The 18,619-nt window shown below is 64.8% G+C and carries 14 protein-coding genes; 9 read left to right on the top strand and 5 right to left on the bottom strand.

The annotated features are described in order from the left end of the window. Positions 1 to 143 precede the first annotated feature (143 nt). Positions 144 to 1,313, top strand: a complete 1,170-nt coding sequence (locus tag QY917_RS05465; protein WP_123676701.1) for a saccharopine dehydrogenase NADP-binding domain-containing protein — start codon at positions 144 to 146, stop codon at positions 1,311 to 1,313. On the opposite strand, the gene QY917_RS05460 is transcribed toward QY917_RS05465, so the two are convergent. Beyond that, on the bottom strand, positions 1,314 to 3,143 hold the full coding sequence (locus QY917_RS05460; protein ID WP_123676700.1) for a long-chain fatty acid--CoA ligase: 1,830 nt from the start codon (positions 3,141 to 3,143) through the stop codon (positions 1,314 to 1,316). Between the two features lie 167 nt (positions 3,144 to 3,310). Next, positions 3,311 to 3,946 (bottom strand): GntR family transcriptional regulator, encoded by a 636-nt coding sequence (locus QY917_RS05455; protein WP_015913371.1) that lies wholly within the window; start codon positions 3,944 to 3,946, stop codon positions 3,311 to 3,313. 124 nt (positions 3,947 to 4,070) lie between these two features. Between QY917_RS05455 and scpA the strand changes: the two genes are divergently transcribed. From scpA to bioB, 7 genes are all read left to right on the top strand, one after another. Then, a complete protein-coding gene (gene scpA, locus QY917_RS05450; protein ID WP_123676699.1) occupies positions 4,071 to 6,233 on the top strand; it encodes a methylmalonyl-CoA mutase in 2,163 nt (720 codons plus the stop codon). After that, positions 6,230 to 7,258 (top strand): methylmalonyl Co-A mutase-associated GTPase MeaB, encoded by a 1,029-nt coding sequence (gene meaB / locus QY917_RS05445; RefSeq protein WP_287924633.1) that lies wholly within the window; start codon positions 6,230 to 6,232, stop codon positions 7,256 to 7,258. Before scpA ends, meaB begins: the two co-directional genes overlap by 4 nt. Before the next feature lie 25 nt (positions 7,259 to 7,283). Next, on the top strand, positions 7,284 to 8,816 hold the full coding sequence (locus tag QY917_RS05440) for an acyl-CoA carboxylase subunit beta (RefSeq protein WP_015913374.1): 1,533 nt from the start codon (positions 7,284 to 7,286) through the stop codon (positions 8,814 to 8,816). A 16-nt stretch (positions 8,817 to 8,832) separates the two neighbouring features. Continuing rightward, the gene (locus tag QY917_RS05435; RefSeq protein WP_123676698.1) at positions 8,833 to 9,273 is read left to right on the top strand and encodes a PH domain-containing protein; all 441 of its coding nucleotides are present in this window, start codon (positions 8,833 to 8,835) and stop codon (positions 9,271 to 9,273) included. 22 nt (positions 9,274 to 9,295) lie between these two features. After that, positions 9,296 to 11,344 (top strand): acetyl/propionyl/methylcrotonyl-CoA carboxylase subunit alpha, encoded by a 2,049-nt coding sequence (locus QY917_RS05430; RefSeq protein ID WP_123676697.1) that lies wholly within the window; start codon positions 9,296 to 9,298, stop codon positions 11,342 to 11,344. A 59-nt stretch (positions 11,345 to 11,403) separates the two neighbouring features. Beyond that, on the top strand, positions 11,404 to 11,865 hold the full coding sequence (locus QY917_RS05425; protein WP_015913377.1) for a VOC family protein: 462 nt from the start codon (positions 11,404 to 11,406) through the stop codon (positions 11,863 to 11,865). Positions 11,866 to 12,230: 365 nt separating this feature from the next. Further along, on the top strand, positions 12,231 to 13,283 hold the full coding sequence (gene bioB, locus QY917_RS05420) for a biotin synthase BioB (protein ID WP_123676696.1): 1,053 nt from the start codon (positions 12,231 to 12,233) through the stop codon (positions 13,281 to 13,283). A gap of 331 nt (positions 13,284 to 13,614) precedes the next feature. On the opposite strand, the gene mobH is transcribed toward bioB, so the two are convergent. From mobH to QY917_RS05405, 3 genes are all read right to left on the bottom strand, one after another. After that, complete coding sequence (gene mobH / locus QY917_RS05415; RefSeq protein ID WP_302078929.1) at positions 13,615 to 15,984, bottom strand: MobH family relaxase; 2,370 nt, start codon at positions 15,982 to 15,984, stop codon at positions 13,615 to 13,617. Between the two features lie 4 nt (positions 15,985 to 15,988). Beyond that, positions 15,989 to 16,552, bottom strand: a complete 564-nt coding sequence (locus QY917_RS05410; RefSeq protein WP_123676695.1) for a hypothetical protein — start codon at positions 16,550 to 16,552, stop codon at positions 15,989 to 15,991. A gap of 131 nt (positions 16,553 to 16,683) precedes the next feature. Beyond that, positions 16,684 to 17,385, bottom strand: a complete 702-nt coding sequence (locus tag QY917_RS05405; RefSeq protein ID WP_302078927.1) for a hypothetical protein — start codon at positions 17,383 to 17,385, stop codon at positions 16,684 to 16,686. A gap of 717 nt (positions 17,386 to 18,102) precedes the next feature. On the opposite strand from QY917_RS05405, the gene QY917_RS05400 reads away from it, so the two are divergent. Further along, a complete protein-coding gene (locus tag QY917_RS05400; RefSeq protein WP_123676693.1) occupies positions 18,103 to 18,609 on the top strand; it encodes a hypothetical protein in 507 nt (168 codons plus the stop codon). Positions 18,610 to 18,619 lie beyond the last annotated feature (10 nt).

Below are 18,619 nucleotides of genomic sequence, written 5' to 3'. Positions count from 1 at the left end.
GGGTGTCTCCAATGCTGCCGATACGTCGTGCAATGCCGTCAATATGACGAACGTTGATGCCTTTATCGACAGATGTGATGCTACACACTGACAACGATCCGGCCTAGCATGGCTCTACCGAACGACAACGCAAGGAGACCGCCATGACCCGCCTGCATCCCGTCAATGCTTCCCACCCGCACCGCGTACTGATCCTGGGCGCGGGCCATATCGGCCGTGCCATTGCGCTGCTATTGGAGGACGCGGGCAGCTACACGCTCACCGTGGCCGACCGCGACGACGCCGCACTGAAGCGCCTACAGGTCCACAGCGCCGCCACCTTGCAGGTGACGGATGACGCCATGCTGGAGGCTGCCATTGCCGGGCACCATGCGGTGCTGAACGCACTGCCGTTCCACCAGGCCGTGCCGGTGGCCACGCTGTGTGCACGCCATGGCGTGCACTACTTCGACCTGACGGAGGACGTGGCCAGCACCCGTGCCATCCAGGCGCTGGCCGAAGGCGCGCGCAGCGCGCTCATGCCGCAGTGCGGGCTGGCGCCCGGCTTCATCGGCGTGGTGGGCAACGCCCTGGCGCAGCGCCTGGACCGCGCGGAAGCGCTGCAACTGCGCGTGGGGGCGCTGCCGCGCTACCCCCAGGGCGCCCTGCGTTATGCCATGACCTGGAGCACCGAGGGCCTGATCAACGAATACTGCAACCCGTGCGACGCCATCGTGCAGGGCCGGCGCACCAGCGTGCCTGCGCTCGACGGGTTGGAAACGCTGCTGATCGACGGCGTGGAATACGAGGCCTTCAATACCTCGGGCGGCCTGGGCACGTTGCCCCAGACCTGGGAGGGGCGCGTGCAGCAGCTCGACTACAAGTCGGTGCGCTACCCCGGCCACCATGCCATCCTGCAGCTGCTGCTGCACGAGCTGCGCCTGCGCGACCGGCGCGACCTGCTCAAGGAGTTGCTGGACGGCGCCGTCCCGACCACGCAGCAAGACGTGATCGTGATCCTGGCCAGTGCGCGCGGCCAGCGGGACGGCCGGTTGGTGCAGGAAAGCTATGCCGCCCACATCTTGGGTGCATCGGTGCGCGGGCAGATGCTCAGCGCCATCCAACGCACCACGGCCGCGGGCATCTGCGCGGCGCTGGACCTGGTCATGGCGGGCCAGCTTCCGCAGGCCGGTTTCATCGGGCAAGAGCAGATCGCGCTGGAGGACTTCCTGGCCAACCGGTTCGGGCGCATCTACCGCGCGCCGGGAAGCGTGGGGGACGCCGGGTCCCCCCAGGCCCCGCTTGCGCGGTCATTGCAAGCGGTGGGGGCCTGATCAGCGCTTTTGGTACATCGCCTCGATGGCAGCCGCGTAGTGCGCCATGAGGTTGGTGCGTTTGAGCTTGAGCGTGGGTGTCATGAACGCGTTCTCGATCGTCCATGGCTCGCGCACCAGATGCACGGCGCGCGGCACCGCATAGCGCGGGAAGCCGGCCGCCAGCTTCTCGATGCGCGCCAGTGCCGCCCGTTGGGCGCTGGGGTGCGCAAGGCTGGCAGGGTCGTTGGCGTCCAGGCCCAGTTGCCCAGCCAGTTGGCGCCACTCTTCGGCATGCACCACGGCCACGCAGGCGATGAAGGGGCGCTGCTCGCCCACCACAAAGGCCTGCTCGAACAGCGCATCGGCGGTGATGGCCAGCTCCAGGTCGGCCGGCGGCACCTTCTCGCCCGTGGAGGTGACGATGATTTCCTTGATGCGCCCCAGGATGCGGATGCGGCCGTCGACGATCTCGGCCTGGTCGCCCGTGCCCAGCCAGCCGTCGGCGGAGACGGTGCGGGCCGTGTCCTCGGGGCGCTTCCAGTAGCCCTTCATGACGATGGGGCCGCGCACCTGCAGTTCGCGGTTCTCGCCGATGCGCACCTCCACGCCCGGCAAGGCGCGGCCGACGGTGGACGGGTCGTTGTCCTCCAGCGTGTTCACGCTGACCACGGGCGTGGTTTCGGTCATGCCGTAGCCCTGTACCAGTTGCAGGCCCAGGCCCAGGAAGCAGTGCGCGATGGTAGGCGACAGCGGCGCGCCCCCGCTCACGGCCACGCGCACGCGGCCACCGAACTGCGCCAACAGCGGCTTGGCCACCAGGGCACGCAACAGCGGCCAGGGCAGGGCGCGCATCCAGCCGCCCGCGCCGTCGTCCTTGGGTGCTGGTAGGCGCTGCGCGGCGCAAAACCGCTTCCAGCCCACGGCCTGCGCGGCCTGGAACAGCTGCATCTTCAAGGGCGAGGGCGACAGCGTCTCGATGAGCTTGGCATGCACGCGTTCATAAATGCGCGGCACCGACACCAGCACCGTGGGGCGCACATTCTTCAAGTCCTCCGCCAGTTGCGCCACCGAGCGCGCGTAGACCACGCAACTGCCCGAGGCCATGGGCAGGTAGTAGCCGCCCGTACGCTCGAAGGTGTGCGACAGCGGCAGGAAGGACAGGAACACATCCTGTGGCGTGGGGGCAATGCGCTCCAGCACCGCCTTCACGTCGGCCACCACGTTGGCATGGGTGAGCATCACCCCCTTGGGCTTGCCGGTGGTGCCGCTGGTGTAGACGATCGCCGCCAGATCCTCAGGGCCGGGCGGCGGGGGCAGCGGCGTATCTGCAGCGGCATGCTGCAGCCAGGCAGCCAGCGGTGCGACCGGTACGTCCTGCTCGGCGGCGGTGGGCAGGCCGGTGCTGGCGTTGGTCGTCACCACGCCCATCAGGTGCGGCAGCGGCATGCCCACGTCGCGGATGCGCCGCCATTGCTCTGGCTCTTCCACGACGAGCAGCGACACCTCGGCATCCGCCAGGATGTAGGCAATGCTGCCCGGATTGTCGATGGCATGCAGAGGCACGGGCACACAGCCCGTGGCCATCACCGCCTGGTCGATGCTCATGGCATCCAGCCCGTTGGGCAGCAGGATGGCGATGCGCGCCCCCTGTGGCAGGCCCGATGCGGCAATGGCGCGGCTGCACTGCTGCACGCGCTCCTGGGTCTGTGCCCAGGTCAGGCTGATCCACTGGCCGGTGCCGGGGTCGCAGGCACGGTAGGCCTCGCTGTGGGGAGTGAGGGCGGCGCGGAACGCCAGCAGTTCGGGCAGCGTCTGCACGCCGCGCAGGTCGGGGGTGGGGGAATTCATGCGTGCAATACGTGCAGTGCGTGCCGGCAGGGCGGGGCGCCATTGCGGAGCCAAGCCGCCGGGCAAAAAGCGGAATCATAGGCCGGGCACGCGCGTTTCCGCACGATCGTTCGCAAACTTGTCGCTCGCGCGACGGAAAAAGAACGGCGGATGGGGGGCGGGCCCGGTCAGCCCGCTGCCTCCAGCCCATGCGCGAAATGCGCGGACATGGCGGCCACCGTGGCCTGCGGGTCGCGCGCGCGCAGCGCGGCCAGGATGGTTTCGTGCTCGGCCAGCGAATCCTCGATGCGTCCCTGCTTGAGCAGCGAGTTGTGACGGTTGAGCTTCATGACCTTGCGCAGGTCGGCCACCATCTGGCTGCGCCAGCGGTTGTCGGCCATCTCCAGCAGGCGCATGTGGATGCGCTCATTGATGGTGAAGAAGCGGTCGCGGTCCTGCACGGCGGCGGCCAGGTCGGCATGCAGCTGCTCCAGTTCGCGCAGTTGCTCCGGCGTGGCACGGGCGGCCACCACGCCTGCGGCGTCGCTCTCCAGCAGGCTGAGCAGGTGGTAGACATCGTGCAGGTCCTTGTCGGACATCTCGGTCACGTAGGCGCCGCGGCGCACCTTCATGGTGACCAGACCTTCCGCCGCCAGTACTTTGAGTGCTTCGCGCAAAGGCGTGCGGCTGATGCCGAACTCCTCGGCGATCTTCAGCTCGTCGATCCAGCTGCCAGGCTCCAGCTCGCGCCGGAAGATGCGCTGGCGCAGTTGCTCCGCCACTTGTTCATAGAGTGCGCGGGGAGTGAGGGTGACGGCTGACATGGGCGGACTGTACCTGAAAAAAACTAAGAATTAATAATTACAGATCAGGTAAACTCCGCAAAATTGCGAAAACGCAGCACGCATAACCACATCTCTTTGCCATCTTTGCGAAAGCGCCCCCGCCATGAGCAGCCATCCTGATCCCATCTTCCAGTCCGCCGACCTTGCCGCCTGGGCCAAGGCCGCGGCCAAGTCCGCGCCCGGCGGCGACGTGAATGCCCTGAACTGGGTGACGCCCGACGGCATCAGCGTGAAGCCCCTGTACACGGCGCAAGATACACAGGACCTGCCCTACGCCAATACGCTGCCGGGCTTCGAGCCCTACCTGCGCGGCCCGCAGGCCACCATGTACTCAGTGCGCCCCTGGACCATCCGCCAGTACGCGGGGTTTTCCACGGCCGAAGAATCCAACGCCTTCTACCGCAAAGCGCTGGCCGCGGGCGGGCAGGGTGTGTCGGTGGCCTTTGACCTGGCCACGCACCGCGGCTACGACAGCGACCACCCGCGCGTGACGGGCGACGTGGGCAAGGCGGGCGTCGCCATCGACAGCGTGGAGGATATGAAGATCCTGTTCGACGGCATTCCGCTGGACAAGGTGTCTGTTTCCATGACCATGAACGGCGCCGTGCTGCCCGTGCTGGCCGGCTATGTGGTGGCAGCCGAGGAGCAGGGCGTGAGCCAGGACAAGCTGGCCGGGACCATCCAGAACGACATCCTCAAGGAGTTCATGGTCCGCAACACCTACATCTATCCGCCCAAGCCGTCGATGCGCATCATCGGCGACATCATCGAGTACACGAGCAAGAACATGCCCAAGTTCAACTCGATCTCGATCTCGGGCTACCACATGCAGGAAGCCGGCGCCAACCAGGCGCTGGAACTGGCCTTCACCCTGGCCGACGGCAAGGAATACGTGAAGACGGCCATCGCCAAGGGCATGGACGTGGACGATTTCGCCGGGCGCCTGTCGTTCTTCTGGGCGATCGGCATGAACTTCTACCTGGAAATCGCCAAGATGCGCGCCGCGCGCCTGCTGTGGTGCCGCATCATGAAGGGGTTCAACGCCAAAAACCCCAAGAGCCTGATGCTGCGCACCCACTGCCAGACTTCGGGGTGGTCGCTCACTGAGCAGGACCCCTACAACAACGTGGTGCGCACCACCATCGAGGCCATGGCGGCCGTGTTCGGCGGCACGCAAAGCCTGCACACCAACGCGCTGGACGAAGCCATAGCGCTGCCCACCGAATTCAGCGCACGCATCGCGCGCAACACGCAGCTCATCATCCAGGAAGAGACCCACATCACCAACGTGATCGACCCCTGGGCCGGCTCCTACATGATGGAAAAGCTCACCCAGGACATGGCCGACGCCGCTTGGAAGATCATCGAAGAGGTCGAGGCGATGGGCGGCATGACCGCCGCCGTGGACTCCGGCTGGGCCAAGCTCAAGATCGAGGCCGCGGCTGCGGAAAAGCAGGCGCGCATCGATTCGGGCAAGGAAGTCATCGTGGGCGTGAACAAGTACAAGCTTGCCAAGGAAGACCCGGTGGACATCCTTGAGGTGGACAACGTCAAGGTGCGCGAGAACCAGATCGCGCGCCTCAACGCCATCAAGGCAAAACGCGATCAAACCCAGGTCCAACAAGCGCTGGATGCTCTTACTTCTGCAGCAGAAAGCGGCCAGGGCAACCTGCTGGATCTGTCGATCCAGGCGATTCGCGCACGCGCCACGGTGGGCGAGGTGTCCGACGCGCTGGAAAAAATCTTCGGGCGCCACCGCGCCGATACGCAAAAGGTGACCGGTGTGTACGCTGCTGCCTACGACTCGGCCGAAGGCTGGGAAAAGCTCAAGGGTGAAATCGATCAGGCCGCCGAACAGCTCGGTCGCCGCCCGCGCGTGATGATCGCCAAGCTCGGCCAAGACGGCCACGACCGCGGTGCCAAGGTGGTGGCCACGGCCTTTGCCGACCTGGGGTTCGATGTCGACATGGGCCCGCTGTTCCAGACCCCCGAGGAGTGCGCGCGCCAGGCCATCGAGAACGACGTGCACGCCGTGGGCGTCTCCACCCTGGCCGCGGGCCACAAGACGCTGGTGCCCGCCATCATCGAAGAACTGAAAAAGCAGGGCGCCGACGACATCATCGTCTTCGTGGGCGGCGTGGTGCCCGCGCAGGACTACGACTTCCTCTACGGTGCAGGCGTCAAGGGCGTCTATGGCCCCGGCACGCCGATCCCGGCCAGCGCCAAGGACGTGCTGGAGCAAATCAAGAAGGCGCAGGCGCAGTGACCCCCCAGCAGCTGCAAGAAGGCATCCTGCACGGCGCGCCCGCCGTGCGGCGCCGCGCCATGGCCAAGGCCATCACGCTGCTGGAATCCACGCGGGCCGACCATCGCACGCAGGGCGACGAACTGCTCACCGCGCTGCTGCCGCACACGGGCCGGGCGTTTCGCCTCGGCATCAGCGGCGTGCCTGGCGTGGGCAAGAGCACCTTTATCGAAGCCTTGGGCCTGCACCTGATCGCACAAGGCCTCAAGGTGGCGGTGCTGGCCATCGACCCGTCATCCACCGTCTCGGGCGGCTCCATCCTCGGTGACAAGACGCGCATGGAGCACCTGTCGGTCCACCCCGATGCCTACATCCGCCCCAGCCCGTCCAGCGGTACGCTGGGCGGCGTGGCTGAGAAGACGCGCGAGGCCATGCTGGTGTGCGAGGCTGCGGGCTATGACGTGGTCATCATCGAGACCGTGGGCGTGGGCCAGAGCGAGATCGCCGTGCAGGGCATGACCGACATGTTCTGCGTGCTGCAGTTGCCCAACGCGGGCGACGACCTGCAGGCCATCAAGAAGGGCGTGATGGAGCTGGCCGACCTGGTGGTCATCAACAAGGCCGACATCGACCCGCACGCCGCCACACGCGCGCAGGCGCAGATCACTTCCAGCCTGCGCCTGCTGTCCATGCACGGCAACCCCGAGCATGCGCACCACGACGAATCCCTGTGGACGCCGAAGGTCATCACGCTCAGCGCGCTGAAAGGCGAGGGGGTGGATGGCTTCTGGGCCGCGGTGCAGGAGTTCCGCCGCCTGCAGACGGCCAACGGCCGCCTGGCCGCGCGGCGCGAGCGCCAATCCCTGGCGTGGATGTGGGAGCGCATCGACGCGGGCCTGAAGCAGGCCTTCCGCCAGCACCCTCAGGTGCGCGAGCTGCTGCCCCGCCTGCAGCAGGACGTGACCGCGGGGCGCATAGCGGCTTCCACTGCAGCACGAAATCTGCTTGCAGCGCAATCTGGACAAGCGCTGCAAGCTACTATTTAAATAGCACTTCACTGAAAGAGCGACCATGCAAGACATCCTGGATCAACTGGAGAAAAAGCGCGAACTCGCCCGCCTGGGCGGTGGCCAGAAGCGCATCGACGCCCAGCACAAGAAGGGCAAGCTCACCGCGCGCGAGCGCATCGAGCTGCTGCTGGACGACGGCACCTTCGAGGAATGGGACATGTTCGTGGAGCACCGCTGCACGGACTTCGGCATGGAGAACACCAAGATCCCCGGTGACGGCGTGGTCACCGGCTACGGCATGATCAACGGCCGCCTGGTGTTCGTGTTCAGCCAGGACTTCACGGTGTTCGGCGGCGCGCTGTCCGAGACCCACGCCGAGAAGATCTGCAAGGTCATGGACCAGGCCATGAAGGTCGGTGCGCCGGTGATCGGCCTGAACGACTCGGGCGGCGCGCGCATCCAGGAGGGTGTGGCTTCCCTGGGTGGCTATGCCGACGTGTTCCAGAAGAATGTGCTGGCGTCCGGCGTGATCCCGCAGATCAGCATGATCATGGGCCCCTGCGCGGGCGGAGCGGTATACAGCCCGGCCATGACCGACTTCATCTTCATGGTCAAGGACAGCTCGTACATGTTCGTGACCGGCCCCGAGGTCGTGAAGACCGTCACGCACGAAGAGGTCACGGCCGAAGAACTGGGCGGCGCCATCACCCACACCACCAAGAGCGGCGTGGCCGACATGGCCTTCGAGAACGACGTGGAGGCGCTGATGATGCTGCGCCGCCTGTACAACTACCTGCCGCTCAACAACAAGGAAAAGGCGCCCGTGCGCCCGAGCAACGACCCGGCCGACCGCGCTGACCTGTCGCTGGACACGCTGGTGCCCGACAACCCCAACAAGCCGTATGACATGAAGGAGCTGATCGTCAAGACGGTGGACGACGGTGACTTCTTTGAGCTGCAGCCCGACTACGCCAAGAACATTCTCATTGGCTTCGCGCGCATGGAAGGGCAGACCGTGGGCATCGTGGCCAACCAGCCGCTGGTACTGGCGGGTTGCCTGGACATCAAGAGCTCTATCAAGGCCGCACGCTTCGTGCGCTTCTGCGATGCGTTCAACATCCCCGTCATCACCTTCGTGGACGTGCCCGGTTTCATGCCAGGCACCAGCCAGGAATACGGCGGCATCATCAAGCACGGCGCCAAGCTGCTCTACGCGTACGCCGAATGCACGGTGCCGAAGATCACCGTCATCACGCGCAAGGCCTACGGCGGCGCGTACGACGTGATGAGCTCCAAACACCTGCGCGGCGATGTGAACCTGGCCTGGCCGAACGCCGAGATCGCCGTGATGGGCGCCAAGGGCGCGGTGGAGATCATCTTCCGCGAGGACAAGAACGACCCCGCCAAGCTGGCCGCCCGCGAGGCTGAGTACAAGGCGCGCTTTGCCAACCCGTTCGTCGCCGGCGCACGCGGCTTCATCGACGACGTGATCCTGCCGCATGAGACACGCAAGCGCATCTGCCGCAGCCTGGCCATGCTCAAGAACAAGCAGCTTGATAACCCGTGGCGCAAGCACGGGAACATTCCGCTGTAAGCAGGCCAGGCCGGCAATGACGCACACCCGCCCCGTATTTTTCTCCCGGGTCGATGGCTGGATCCTGGCCATCGGCCCCGTGACCGGCCTTGCCGCGGTCGGCATGGCGCTGCCGCCGGCCCTGCGCTCGGGTGCTACGGCCGAGGTGGCTGTGCTCGGGATCGTAATCGCGTCCACGCTGATTCTGCCGATCTGGCTGCTGCTCGATACCCACTACACGTTCACGGCAGACACGCTGCGCGTGCAGTGCGGCCCATTTTGCTGGCGCATCGCGCTGGCCGAGGTGACCGAGGTGTCGCCCTCGCGCAGCTGGGTGTCTTCGCCCGCGCTTTCGCTGGACCGCCTGCGCATCCGCTATGGAAGAGGGCGCAGCATTTTGCTATCGCCGCGCGAGAAGCAGCGGTTTGTGGAGCAGTTGCGTCAGCAGTGCCCCCACGTTTTAGTTACCGGTTTTTGAATTCCCTCCTGAGGAACTCGTCATGTTCACCAAAATTCTGATTGCCAACCGTGGCGAAATCGCCTGCCGCGTCATCGCAACCGCCCGCAAGATGGGCATTGCCACCGTGGCCGTCTACTCCGACGCCGACAAGGACGCGCGCCATGTCAAGCTGGCCGACGAGGCCGTGCACATCGGCGCTGCGCCCAGCCGCGAGTCGTATCTGCTGGCCGACAAGATCATTGCCGCCTGCAAGCAGACCGGCGCGCAGGCGGTGCATCCGGGCTACGGCTTCCTGTCCGAGAACGAAGCCTTCGCCAAGCGGGTGGAGGAGGAGGGCATCGTCTTCATTGGCCCCAAGCATGCGGCGATCGCCGCCATGGGCGACAAGATCGCTTCCAAGAAGCTGGCCAACCAGGCGGGCGTGAACACCATCCCCGGATACAACGACCCCATCGCCGGGCCCGAGGCCGCGGTGGAGATCGCCAAGGGCATCGGCTACCCGGTGATGATCAAGGCCTCGGCCGGTGGCGGCGGCAAAGGCCTGCGCGTGGCGTTCAATGACAAGGAAGCCTTTGAAGGCTTTGCCAGTTGCCAGAACGAAGCGCGCAACAGTTTTGGCGACGACCGCATCTTCATCGAGAAGTTCGTGCAGGAGCCGCGCCACATCGAGATCCAGGTGCTGGGCGACGCCCACGGCAACGTGATCTACCTGAACGAGCGCGAATGCTCCATCCAGCGTCGCCACCAAAAGGTGATCGAGGAGGCGCCATCCCCCTTCATCAGCGACGCCACCCGCAAGGCCATGGGCGAGCAAGCCGTGGCCCTGGCCAAGGCCGTGGGCTACCAGAGCGCCGGCACGGTGGAGTTCGTGGTCGGCAAGGACCAGGACTTCTACTTCCTGGAGATGAACACCCGCCTGCAGGTGGAGCACCCGGTGACCGAGTGCATCACCGGCCTGGATCTGGTGGAACTCATGATCCGCGTGGCCGCCGGCGAAAAGCTCACCATCCGCCAGGAGGACGTGAAGCGCGACGGCTGGGCCATCGAGTGCCGCATCAACGCCGAGGACCCGTTCCGCAACTTCCTGCCCTCCACCGGACGGCTCGTGCGTTTCCAGGCGCCGGAAGAGTCCATGTTCCAGGGCGACACGACCAAGAAGTATGGCGTGCGCGTGGACACGGGTGTGTTCGAAGGCGGTGAGATCCCGATGTACTACGACTCGATGATCGCCAAGCTCATCGTGCACGGCCAGGACCGCAACGACGCCATCGAGAAGATGCGCGCCGCGCTCAACGGCTTCGTGATCCGCGGCATCAGCAGCAACATCCCTTTCCAGGCGGCGCTGCTGGCGCACCCGAAATTCGTGGCCGGCCAGTTCAACACCGGCTTCATTGCCGAGCACTACAGCAAGGGCTTCGCCGCCGAAGACGTGCCGCACGACGATCCGCTGTTCCTGGTGGCACTGGCGGCGTACATGAACCGCCGCTACCGCGCGCGTGCATCGGGCATCAGCGGCCAGCTCACGGGTCATGAGGTGCAGGTGGGCGCGCAGTTCACCGTGGTGGTGCTGGGCGCACAGGGCAACAACATCCACCATGAAGTGACGGTCACCGACTATGAGCAAGAGAGCCGCTCCAGCGCCGTGACCATCGGCAGCACCACCTACCGCATCAGCAGTACGGCCGGCCTGGGCGACATCCGCGTGCAGGGCCAGTGCAACGGCAAGGGCTTCACGGCGCAGGTGGAGCGCGGTACGGCCAAGAACCCGCTGGCGCTGCGCATCAGCCACAACGGTACGCAGATCGACGCGCTGGTGCTGTCGCCGCTGGGCGCAAGGTTGCACCAGCTCATGCCCTTCAAGGCACCACCGGACCTGTCCAAGTTCCTGCTGTCGCCCATGCCGGGCCTGTTGGTGGACGTCGCGGTGCAGCCGGGCCAGAAGGTGCAGGCCGGCGAGAAGCTGGCCGTGATTGAGGCCATGAAGATGGAGAACATCCTCTTCGCGGCGCAGGACGGCGTGGTGGGCAAGATCGTCGCGGGCAAGGGCGAATCGCTGGCGGTGGATCAGGTCATCCTGGAATTTCAATGAAAACAGCATCTAACGCTTGCCCTGCAAGCGCTAGCAGCTATCAATAAAGGAGTAAATGGATGACACGCCCCTTCAAAGTGCTGGGCATCCAGCAGGTGGCCATCGGCGGCACCGACAAGCAGCGCATGAAGACCTTGTGGGTGGACATGCTCGGCCTCACGCAGACGGGTACCTTCCAGAGCGAGCGAGAAAACGTGGACGAGGACATCCTTGCCATGGGGCAGGGCGCCTTCAAGGTGGAGGTGGACATCATGCAGCCCCTGGACATTGAGAAAAAGCCTGCCGTGCACGCCACGCCGCTGAACCACATCGGTCTGTGGATCGATGACCTGCCCAAGGCGGTGGAATGGCTGACCGCACAGGGTGTGCGCTTTGCGCCCGGGGGCATCCGCAAAGGCGCGGCGGGCTACGACATCACCTTCCTGCATCCCAAGAGCAATGACGAGTTCCCGATCGCCGGGGAGGGTGTCCTGATCGAACTGGTGCAGGCGCCGCCCGAGGTGATCGCGGCGTTGGGTTGAAAAAGACAAACTTCGACGCAACCGCCTGACTGCTGAAAAACAAGAGCGCCCTGGTCCATGCGACCAGGGCTTTTTTTATGGTCATGCCGCATCTTCAGCAAAAACAGCAGGGTGTTTCTGGTAATTAAGGGGAGTTAAATGGGAGTTGATGGCAGATGAACAACATGACTTGCTTCCTCCATCTTCATTCCCGCTTTTTCACTTATATGCTTTCAAGACACATTAAAAATAACGCAAATACGCTTCTTTTAGGCACATCTTTTTTCATCCTGCTTTTTGAACGCTAAACCTTCACAGACCACTCAAGCCTTTACACAATCAGGAGCAGCGCCCAGCAGTGGCGACCGCAGAACCGGAGAAATTTGATGACCTCAGCCACAACAGCCCCGCATACAACCCAGACCCTGCAGTTTCATCCTCGCGTTGCCGAGAGTGTTGCGACGCAGCGAGGGGAGGGCTGGAGCATTCAAGCGGTACAGGAGCTCCTCGATCTTCCATTCATGGAACTGCTCTGGCGCGCGCAGGCCACGCACCGCGCACATTGGCCCCAGGGCGACATCGAATTGGCCACGCTGCTGTCCGTGAAAACAGGCGGCTGTCCGGAAAACTGCGGCTACTGCCCCCAGTCGGCGGAGTTCGATACCGGCGTGAAGGCCGAAAAACTCATGAACGTCCAGGAGGTAACCCAGGCAGCGCAAGCCGCCAAGGACGCCGGCGCGACGCGCTTTTGCATGGGCGCCGCCTGGCGAGCTCCGAAGGACCGCGACATCGAAAAGATGAGCGAGCTGATCACCGCCGTGAAGGACCTAGGCCTGCAGACCTGCGCCACGCTGGGCATGTTGCAGTCGCACCAGGCCCTGGCGCTGAAGGATGCCGGACTGGACTACTACAACCACAACCTGGACACGGCCCCCGAGTACTACAGCGACGTGGTCAGCTCGCGCCAGTACCAGGACCGGCTGGATACGCTGCGCCATGTGCGCGACGCAGGCATCAACGTGTGCTGCGGCGGCATCGTTGGCATGGGCGAAGCGCCGGTGCACCGCGCGGGTCTCATCGCGCAGTTGGCCAACCTAAGCCCGTATCCGGAGTCGGTGCCCATCAACAGCCTGGTGCGCGTTCCCGGAACACCGTTGGCCGACAGCGAGCCGGTGGACCCGCTGGACTTCGTGCGCGTGATCGCGGTGGCCCGCATCACCATGCCCAAGGCTCGCGTACGCCTGTCCGCCGGCCGCCAGCAGCTTGGCGACGCGGTGCAGGCTTTGTGCTTCTTGGCAGGTGCCAATTCCATCTTCTATGGCGACAAGCTGCTCGTGACGGGCAACCCGGATGTAGAGGCCGACACCCAACTGCTGGCCAAACTGGGGTTGAAGGGTACGCCCAACCAAACCACCACAGAAACTGCTTGCGGTGCTTAATCTGCATGCGCTGTTTTGTACAGAGGATGCGCGCCCTGAAGAATCGGGGTGCCACCAGAGCTGGGTACGGTTTTCGGTACGCCATCGAGTAAGCGGCAAGACTAGTCAGTTCAATTATTTAACATAATATACATCGTATCTAGTAGCTAGGCTAAGAAAAAAGGCCGTCAAGCCTTTCCTGGTCACTAGCAAGTCGCTTATGTTGCCGTCCGTTTCAGCCCTTCTGAACTGCACACGCCTCGGACTCTAGCCACCCTCAGAGCCAGTGTCAACCGATGTGGACGAATCCGCACGCCGATCTGGATCGACGGGCACCTTGATGTGTACCTCCTCATGCCAGTTGCAGCACCGGGTTGGCGGGCGGCACTGGCATGACCCAGCGATCGGGCTCGGTAAGCACGACCGCAGAAATCTTACCCACGGCGACAGCGCCACGTCCCAGCACCGCATAGCGAAGGATGTTGAGCCGGCCGCTGCCCTGGGCGCTGGTCATGCGATGCCAGCCGGCCTTGATGACCTCGCGCTGCACCTGCAGGCCATCGGTATCGGCATCCGCCTGGGGGCCGGTTTCGCTGGCATACAGCTTGAAAATCAGCGGTGACACCAACGCCATGCCCTCGGACGTGAAATGCACCGGCGCACCGGCCTCGTTGTACTTGATCTGCCGGTTGGCCAGGCCTTGCTGCAGCCACTGCATGAAAGCCAACGCGGTTGCGCTGGGCTCGGTCTTGCGCGCTGCGGTCTCCTGCGGCAACTCGGGCAGCTGGGGCGCCAGTAGCACCGGGCCGGGTTCCGCCGGGCCAAACATGGGCTGGACGAGATGCGTCTTGGCGCGCACTGGCGTCGAGGCCATTGCTGCAGTTTGGTGCTGCGAGGCTTCTGGCGCAGCTGCTTGCCGTTCGCGCGGTGTGCCTGGTGCAGGCTCTTGTGCCTTGGCCGCAGCTTCTGCCGCATGCGCTGTCTTGTGCTTGTCGGGCAGTTGCCGCACATCATCATCATCGCCCAGCAGACCATCATCTGCATCGAAACCATCGACACCCCCGCCAACGGTGATCTCACCAACTGGCACAGTCCGGGAAGGTTTCGACGCAGCAGGTGCTGCCTGGCGCTGAACCGGCTCTGCAGCATGCTTGGAATTCTTGCCTGCAGGCGCTGCGCCAGCCTTGGGTTTGTTGAATGCCGGCGCACGCAGCTGGGTTCCAGCAGCTGCAGCAGGCTTTTTGCCTTGGATGGGCGCAGCTGTTGCAGCTTCCTGCGGTGTGGTTGGTTCTGCTTCAGTTTCCGGCTCCAAAAAGCGTGGCACAGGCTCCAGGGATGTGGTTGCCACAGCCTCATCGGCGCCAGCCTGAGCGGACGGGTCTTCCTTCGGCCGCTTGTCCTTGACTTCGATGCGCCCAGTCATCACCGGCGGGTATCTGGCCTCATCCTCATAGAGACGCGCCAGCGGAAACCGGAGCATGGTCAGTTGGTGCGAGTAGCCTGCCCCTTCGTCAGCGGCTGCGCCACCCTCGCCCTGCGGCGCACCGGCGTTGCCCTGCACCACCACATACCAGACCGCCTGGCCGGTGTGTGGGTTGGGCTGGATGCAGCCATATTCCTGCCAGGTGTCGAACAGGCGATCGTTCTTGCTGTCGCCTGGAATGCTCTCCTCGGGTGCATGTTTGCGCAGCCAGGTGCGCACCGCGTCGGCCAGGCGCTTGGCAACGAACCATACCGAGCCGTCATGCACCCACCCGGCAGCGCCGGAACGGTTCAGCGGCAACGCGGTACCGTTGGCCAGCATGGCGCGGATGGCGCCCATCAACAGTTCGATCAGGGGCACGCTGCAGGCCGTGTCGAAACGCGCACGGCTACCCGTCATGAGCGCCTTGGCTGTCGAGGCCTGATCGGCGCGGCTCACAATGCGCGCAACCAGGCTGGTCTTATCCTGGCCGGACAGGTATTGCGTCAGTGCATCCATGGCCTGCGGCGTGCCAGCCAGAAAGGCCAAGGCCGAGGGTGGGGCAATCTGGCCCAGCAGCGTCAGGGCGAGCTTGCTGTGCGCGCCATAGTCGCGCAGAGACTTGGGCGTGAACTCCACGCGGTATTCCGCCTGCGCCCTGCCCTGGGTCAACTGCACCAGGTTGCCAGCCACGGGCGTCCAGCGCAGGTTTTCGCTCATGCCGGCTGCGCGCCACTGGATGCGCAGATCCGTGAGTGGCTTGGCAATGTCATGCAGCAGGGCGGCGTAGAACACCACATAAGTCCACACATCGCGCTCGGCGTCGATCTGCTCGATCTGCGCACCCGAGGGCAGGAAATGCCCGTTGCGCCAGGTCACAGCCGCCAGCACCATCTCCAGCGTATGCGCCAGCAGCCCGCCGGCATGTGCATGATGGTGCGATTCCGAGGCCGGCATAAGCTGCACATAGTCGGCAAAGCGATGGATGGAGCCCAGCAGGTCGTGCTCCCAGACGGATGCCGCCAAGCGTGACTGCCGCCAGGTGGCGTCGAGCGCCGATTGCGCATGCAATTGCGCCAGCAGTGCCTTGGCATCGAGCACCCTGATCCAACCCTGGGCCGTACCCTCTACGCCTGTTGCAGAGCGACTGGGAGGTGCCGTGGCGTCGGCGGCTGGCCGGGCCTGCTCGGTGCCTGCGGCGCGCTGGCTGCTGCCGCGGAGCAGCAGGGCTCGATAACCACTGATCCAGCGCCGCATCATTGCCCTACTCCTGGTTCAGAAACACGCGATGTGTCTCAAGCGGAGGCGTGATCCGGCAGTCCGTCAGATAGACCATCAGCTCATCGCCTGGGCGTGCCAGTTCCACGAAGGACAGCCAAGACTGTTGCAGCGGCACCCAGACCAGGGCATTGCCATCCTGGGCCATTCTGCGGCTCCAGTAGGCGCGGTAGCGCAGGAAATCGAGGGACAACAGATCGTCGATGATGCGTTGCTTCAACTGGCTTGCATCCATTGAAGTCGCCGTATCTGCCTTGTGCGGCCTGTCCGCGCTGCGCAGGCACAGCACATAGGACGCCAGCAGATCGCGCACGCACAGGCAGGGCTCCTGTCCCGGATCGACCCAGCGCTCCATGCCGTCATAGAAGGACAGCCAGCGCACGAGACGCGGCGTCCAGCGCTCCAGCGCCAGACTGTGCAGATGTGCCGCAATCGCAAAGATGGCATGGCTGTGATCGAGTTCATCGCGCCCCCAATGCGGAAATTCCGGGTTGCTGCGGTGCGGTTCATGCTGGCTATGCGCCTTGGGTGTATCCGGTTCGTCTCCCATGGCAGCACCTCCCTGCCCTGCTCGGGCCGTCGCATGTAGGAATCGCCGGGTCAGCCTTGACCACGTTGCCATCGCACCATCGGTTTGATGGAACAAGTCCAAACCACCAGGACGGTACAACGTCCCCAACGTCATGCCCACGCCCGCTGGTAACGTGGTTCGGCCATGGGTTGCTGCACCAGCTCACGATAGTTGGCCGCGACGATGGCGCGCATCGGCACGGGGCTGACGGAATTGCCACACATCCTGATCTGCGCCGTCTTGGACAGCGGCTGGCCCGCCGCGGTGCGGTCGATCACATAGTCCGGCGGGAAGTCCTGCGCGTTGTACAGCTCGCGCGGCATCAGCATGCGCAGGGTGATGTCCACGATCACCCACGGCTCACCCTGCAGCCATACGGTCACCAGCGCCAGGCGATCGCGCGTCGTGACGGTGGTCATGGGTTCGCGCAGATCGGCCCACTGGCCGCCGCTGGCGTGATAGCGCATCAGGAAGGCGGCGCAGCGCAGTGCGCCGGCCTCGTCGGCACGGCTCAGCTGGTACTGCACCAGGGCGTGGTGCTCGCCGCCGGCCGCCACCGTCGCCAGCGGCTCGCGCAGGTCGCGTCCCGTGCTGTGGTGGCGCAGCGTCACCAGGCTGGCCGTCACCAGCTGCTGCTGGCTGCCGCTGGTGGTCACCGTCGATAGGGGATCGCGCAGTTCACGGGCCGGCGTTGCATTGAAACCGCCGTTGGCCTGCACCATGAATGCCGTGGCGAGGCTCTGGCCGCCGCCCGCGAACAGGTCAATCACCAGCTTGGCGTGCAGCGGCAGTATGAGTTGCGGACTCAGCATGGATCAGTCTCTCTCAAGGGCTTGGTCAACATGGCCCTTTCGATACTGCCGATGGCCTGGCCGGCTGTCAGCCGACTAGCCTCGGAAACGTGACCGAGGGTTAGCGCTTGCAGGCAGATCGATCTTGTGCTAATCGCGCCGTCAGCCGATTGGCCGAGCGTCGGGTCGCGCACGCTCGGCGCCTCGTCACGCGATTCGTCGCCCTGCGGCAGGGCCGTCAGCGCCCGAGCGCCCCGCGCGGGCGCTGACCGATAGCCCGTAAAACACCCTTTCCCGTCCCCGTAGGCCATTTCCCGCGCGTGCGACGACTTTAGGAGCACGCGCGGCCCTTTGGATTGGGCCCTTAACCAGTAGAAGGCCGTTTACCCGTCGGCCAGCCGCCCCGGCTGGCCCTGCCATTTGCCATTTCGCATGGGTCATTTGGCACGCCGGCCAAGCAACGATGCCAGCCCAGGATGCGGCATGCTGATTTGCAAGCATGTTTTGATGTGTCTGTCAAGCGCTTAGCCTCCGTCACGTAACCGAGGGCAAGCGCTGGTTTCGCCGGGCCATCGCGGCAACACTTTTCTCACTGGCGACGCTTCCGGCTTGTCCGAAGTGTCTTTTGCCCGGTGACAACGGCTTGAACCCTCTTGACTGTTCCCTCCCTTGGCTTTGGTTCGCGCTGTCACAGCACTGGAAACGGTGCTGGCCGGGTCTTTCTATTCGGGTGACCCCATGACACTTGCACGCTTTCTGACCGCCCTGGCCTGCACCGCCTGCACTGGCGCCATGGCGCAGCCCATGGGAGTCACCGATCCGGCTGGTGGTGCGGAACTTCCCCTGGGAGTTGTCCTCGCCGGCGGTCAGATGCAGGTTGGCCGCTACACCACCACCGTGGCGACGCCTGCGGGCCAGGCGGCCGACCCTCTGGATGTATTCGTGCGCCTGAGCTACCCGCGCCAGACCGTGAGCACCGTGGGGGACGCGCTGCGCCACACGCTGCTGCGCACTGGCTGGCGCCTGGTGGAGAGCAGCGCGCTCACGCCGCAGGCCGCGCATCTGCTCGGCCTGCCACTGCCGGAATCACAGCGTCAGCTCGGCCCCTACAAGGCCCGCGCGATTCTCGAGGTGCTTACCGGCCCGAGCTGGCGCTGGCATGAAGACCCGATTCAACGCCTGGTGTGGTTCGAGCAGGCCGTGGCGCCCCTGGCGGCGACCACCGATGCGCACGCCGCGTACTGAGGCAGGGTGG

Source organism: Diaphorobacter sp. C33 (assembly GCF_030503915.1).
GTDB lineage: Bacteria > Pseudomonadota > Gammaproteobacteria > Burkholderiales > Burkholderiaceae_C > Diaphorobacter > Diaphorobacter nitroreducens.
This window is presented reverse-complemented; position numbering and strand designations above follow the sequence as displayed.

Excerpts from the sequence above, each read along its gene's own strand:
- QY917_RS05465 (WP_123676701.1), top strand. The coding sequence starts at position 144 with ATGACCCGCCTGCATCCCGTCAATGCTTCCCACCCGCACCGCGTACTG.
- QY917_RS05460 (WP_123676700.1), bottom strand. The coding sequence starts at position 3,143 with ATGAATTCCCCCACCCCCGACCTGCGCGGCGTGCAGACGCTGCCCGAA.
- QY917_RS05455 (WP_015913371.1), bottom strand. The coding sequence starts at position 3,946 with ATGTCAGCCGTCACCCTCACTCCCCGCGCACTCTATGAACAAGTGGCG.
- scpA (WP_123676699.1), top strand. The coding sequence starts at position 4,071 with ATGAGCAGCCATCCTGATCCCATCTTCCAGTCCGCCGACCTTGCCGCC.
- QY917_RS05440 (WP_015913374.1), top strand. The coding sequence starts at position 7,284 with ATGCAAGACATCCTGGATCAACTGGAGAAAAAGCGCGAACTCGCCCGC.
- QY917_RS05435 (WP_123676698.1), top strand. The coding sequence starts at position 8,833 with ATGACGCACACCCGCCCCGTATTTTTCTCCCGGGTCGATGGCTGGATC.
- QY917_RS05430 (WP_123676697.1), top strand. The coding sequence starts at position 9,296 with ATGTTCACCAAAATTCTGATTGCCAACCGTGGCGAAATCGCCTGCCGC.
- QY917_RS05425 (WP_015913377.1), top strand. The coding sequence starts at position 11,404 with ATGACACGCCCCTTCAAAGTGCTGGGCATCCAGCAGGTGGCCATCGGC.
- bioB (WP_123676696.1), top strand. The coding sequence starts at position 12,231 with ATGACCTCAGCCACAACAGCCCCGCATACAACCCAGACCCTGCAGTTT.
- mobH (WP_302078929.1), bottom strand. The coding sequence starts at position 15,984 with ATGATGCGGCGCTGGATCAGTGGTTATCGAGCCCTGCTGCTCCGCGGC.
- QY917_RS05410 (WP_123676695.1), bottom strand. The coding sequence starts at position 16,552 with ATGGGAGACGAACCGGATACACCCAAGGCGCATAGCCAGCATGAACCG.
- QY917_RS05405 (WP_302078927.1), bottom strand. The coding sequence starts at position 17,385 with ATGCTGAGTCCGCAACTCATACTGCCGCTGCACGCCAAGCTGGTGATT.
- QY917_RS05400 (WP_123676693.1), top strand. The coding sequence starts at position 18,103 with ATGACACTTGCACGCTTTCTGACCGCCCTGGCCTGCACCGCCTGCACT.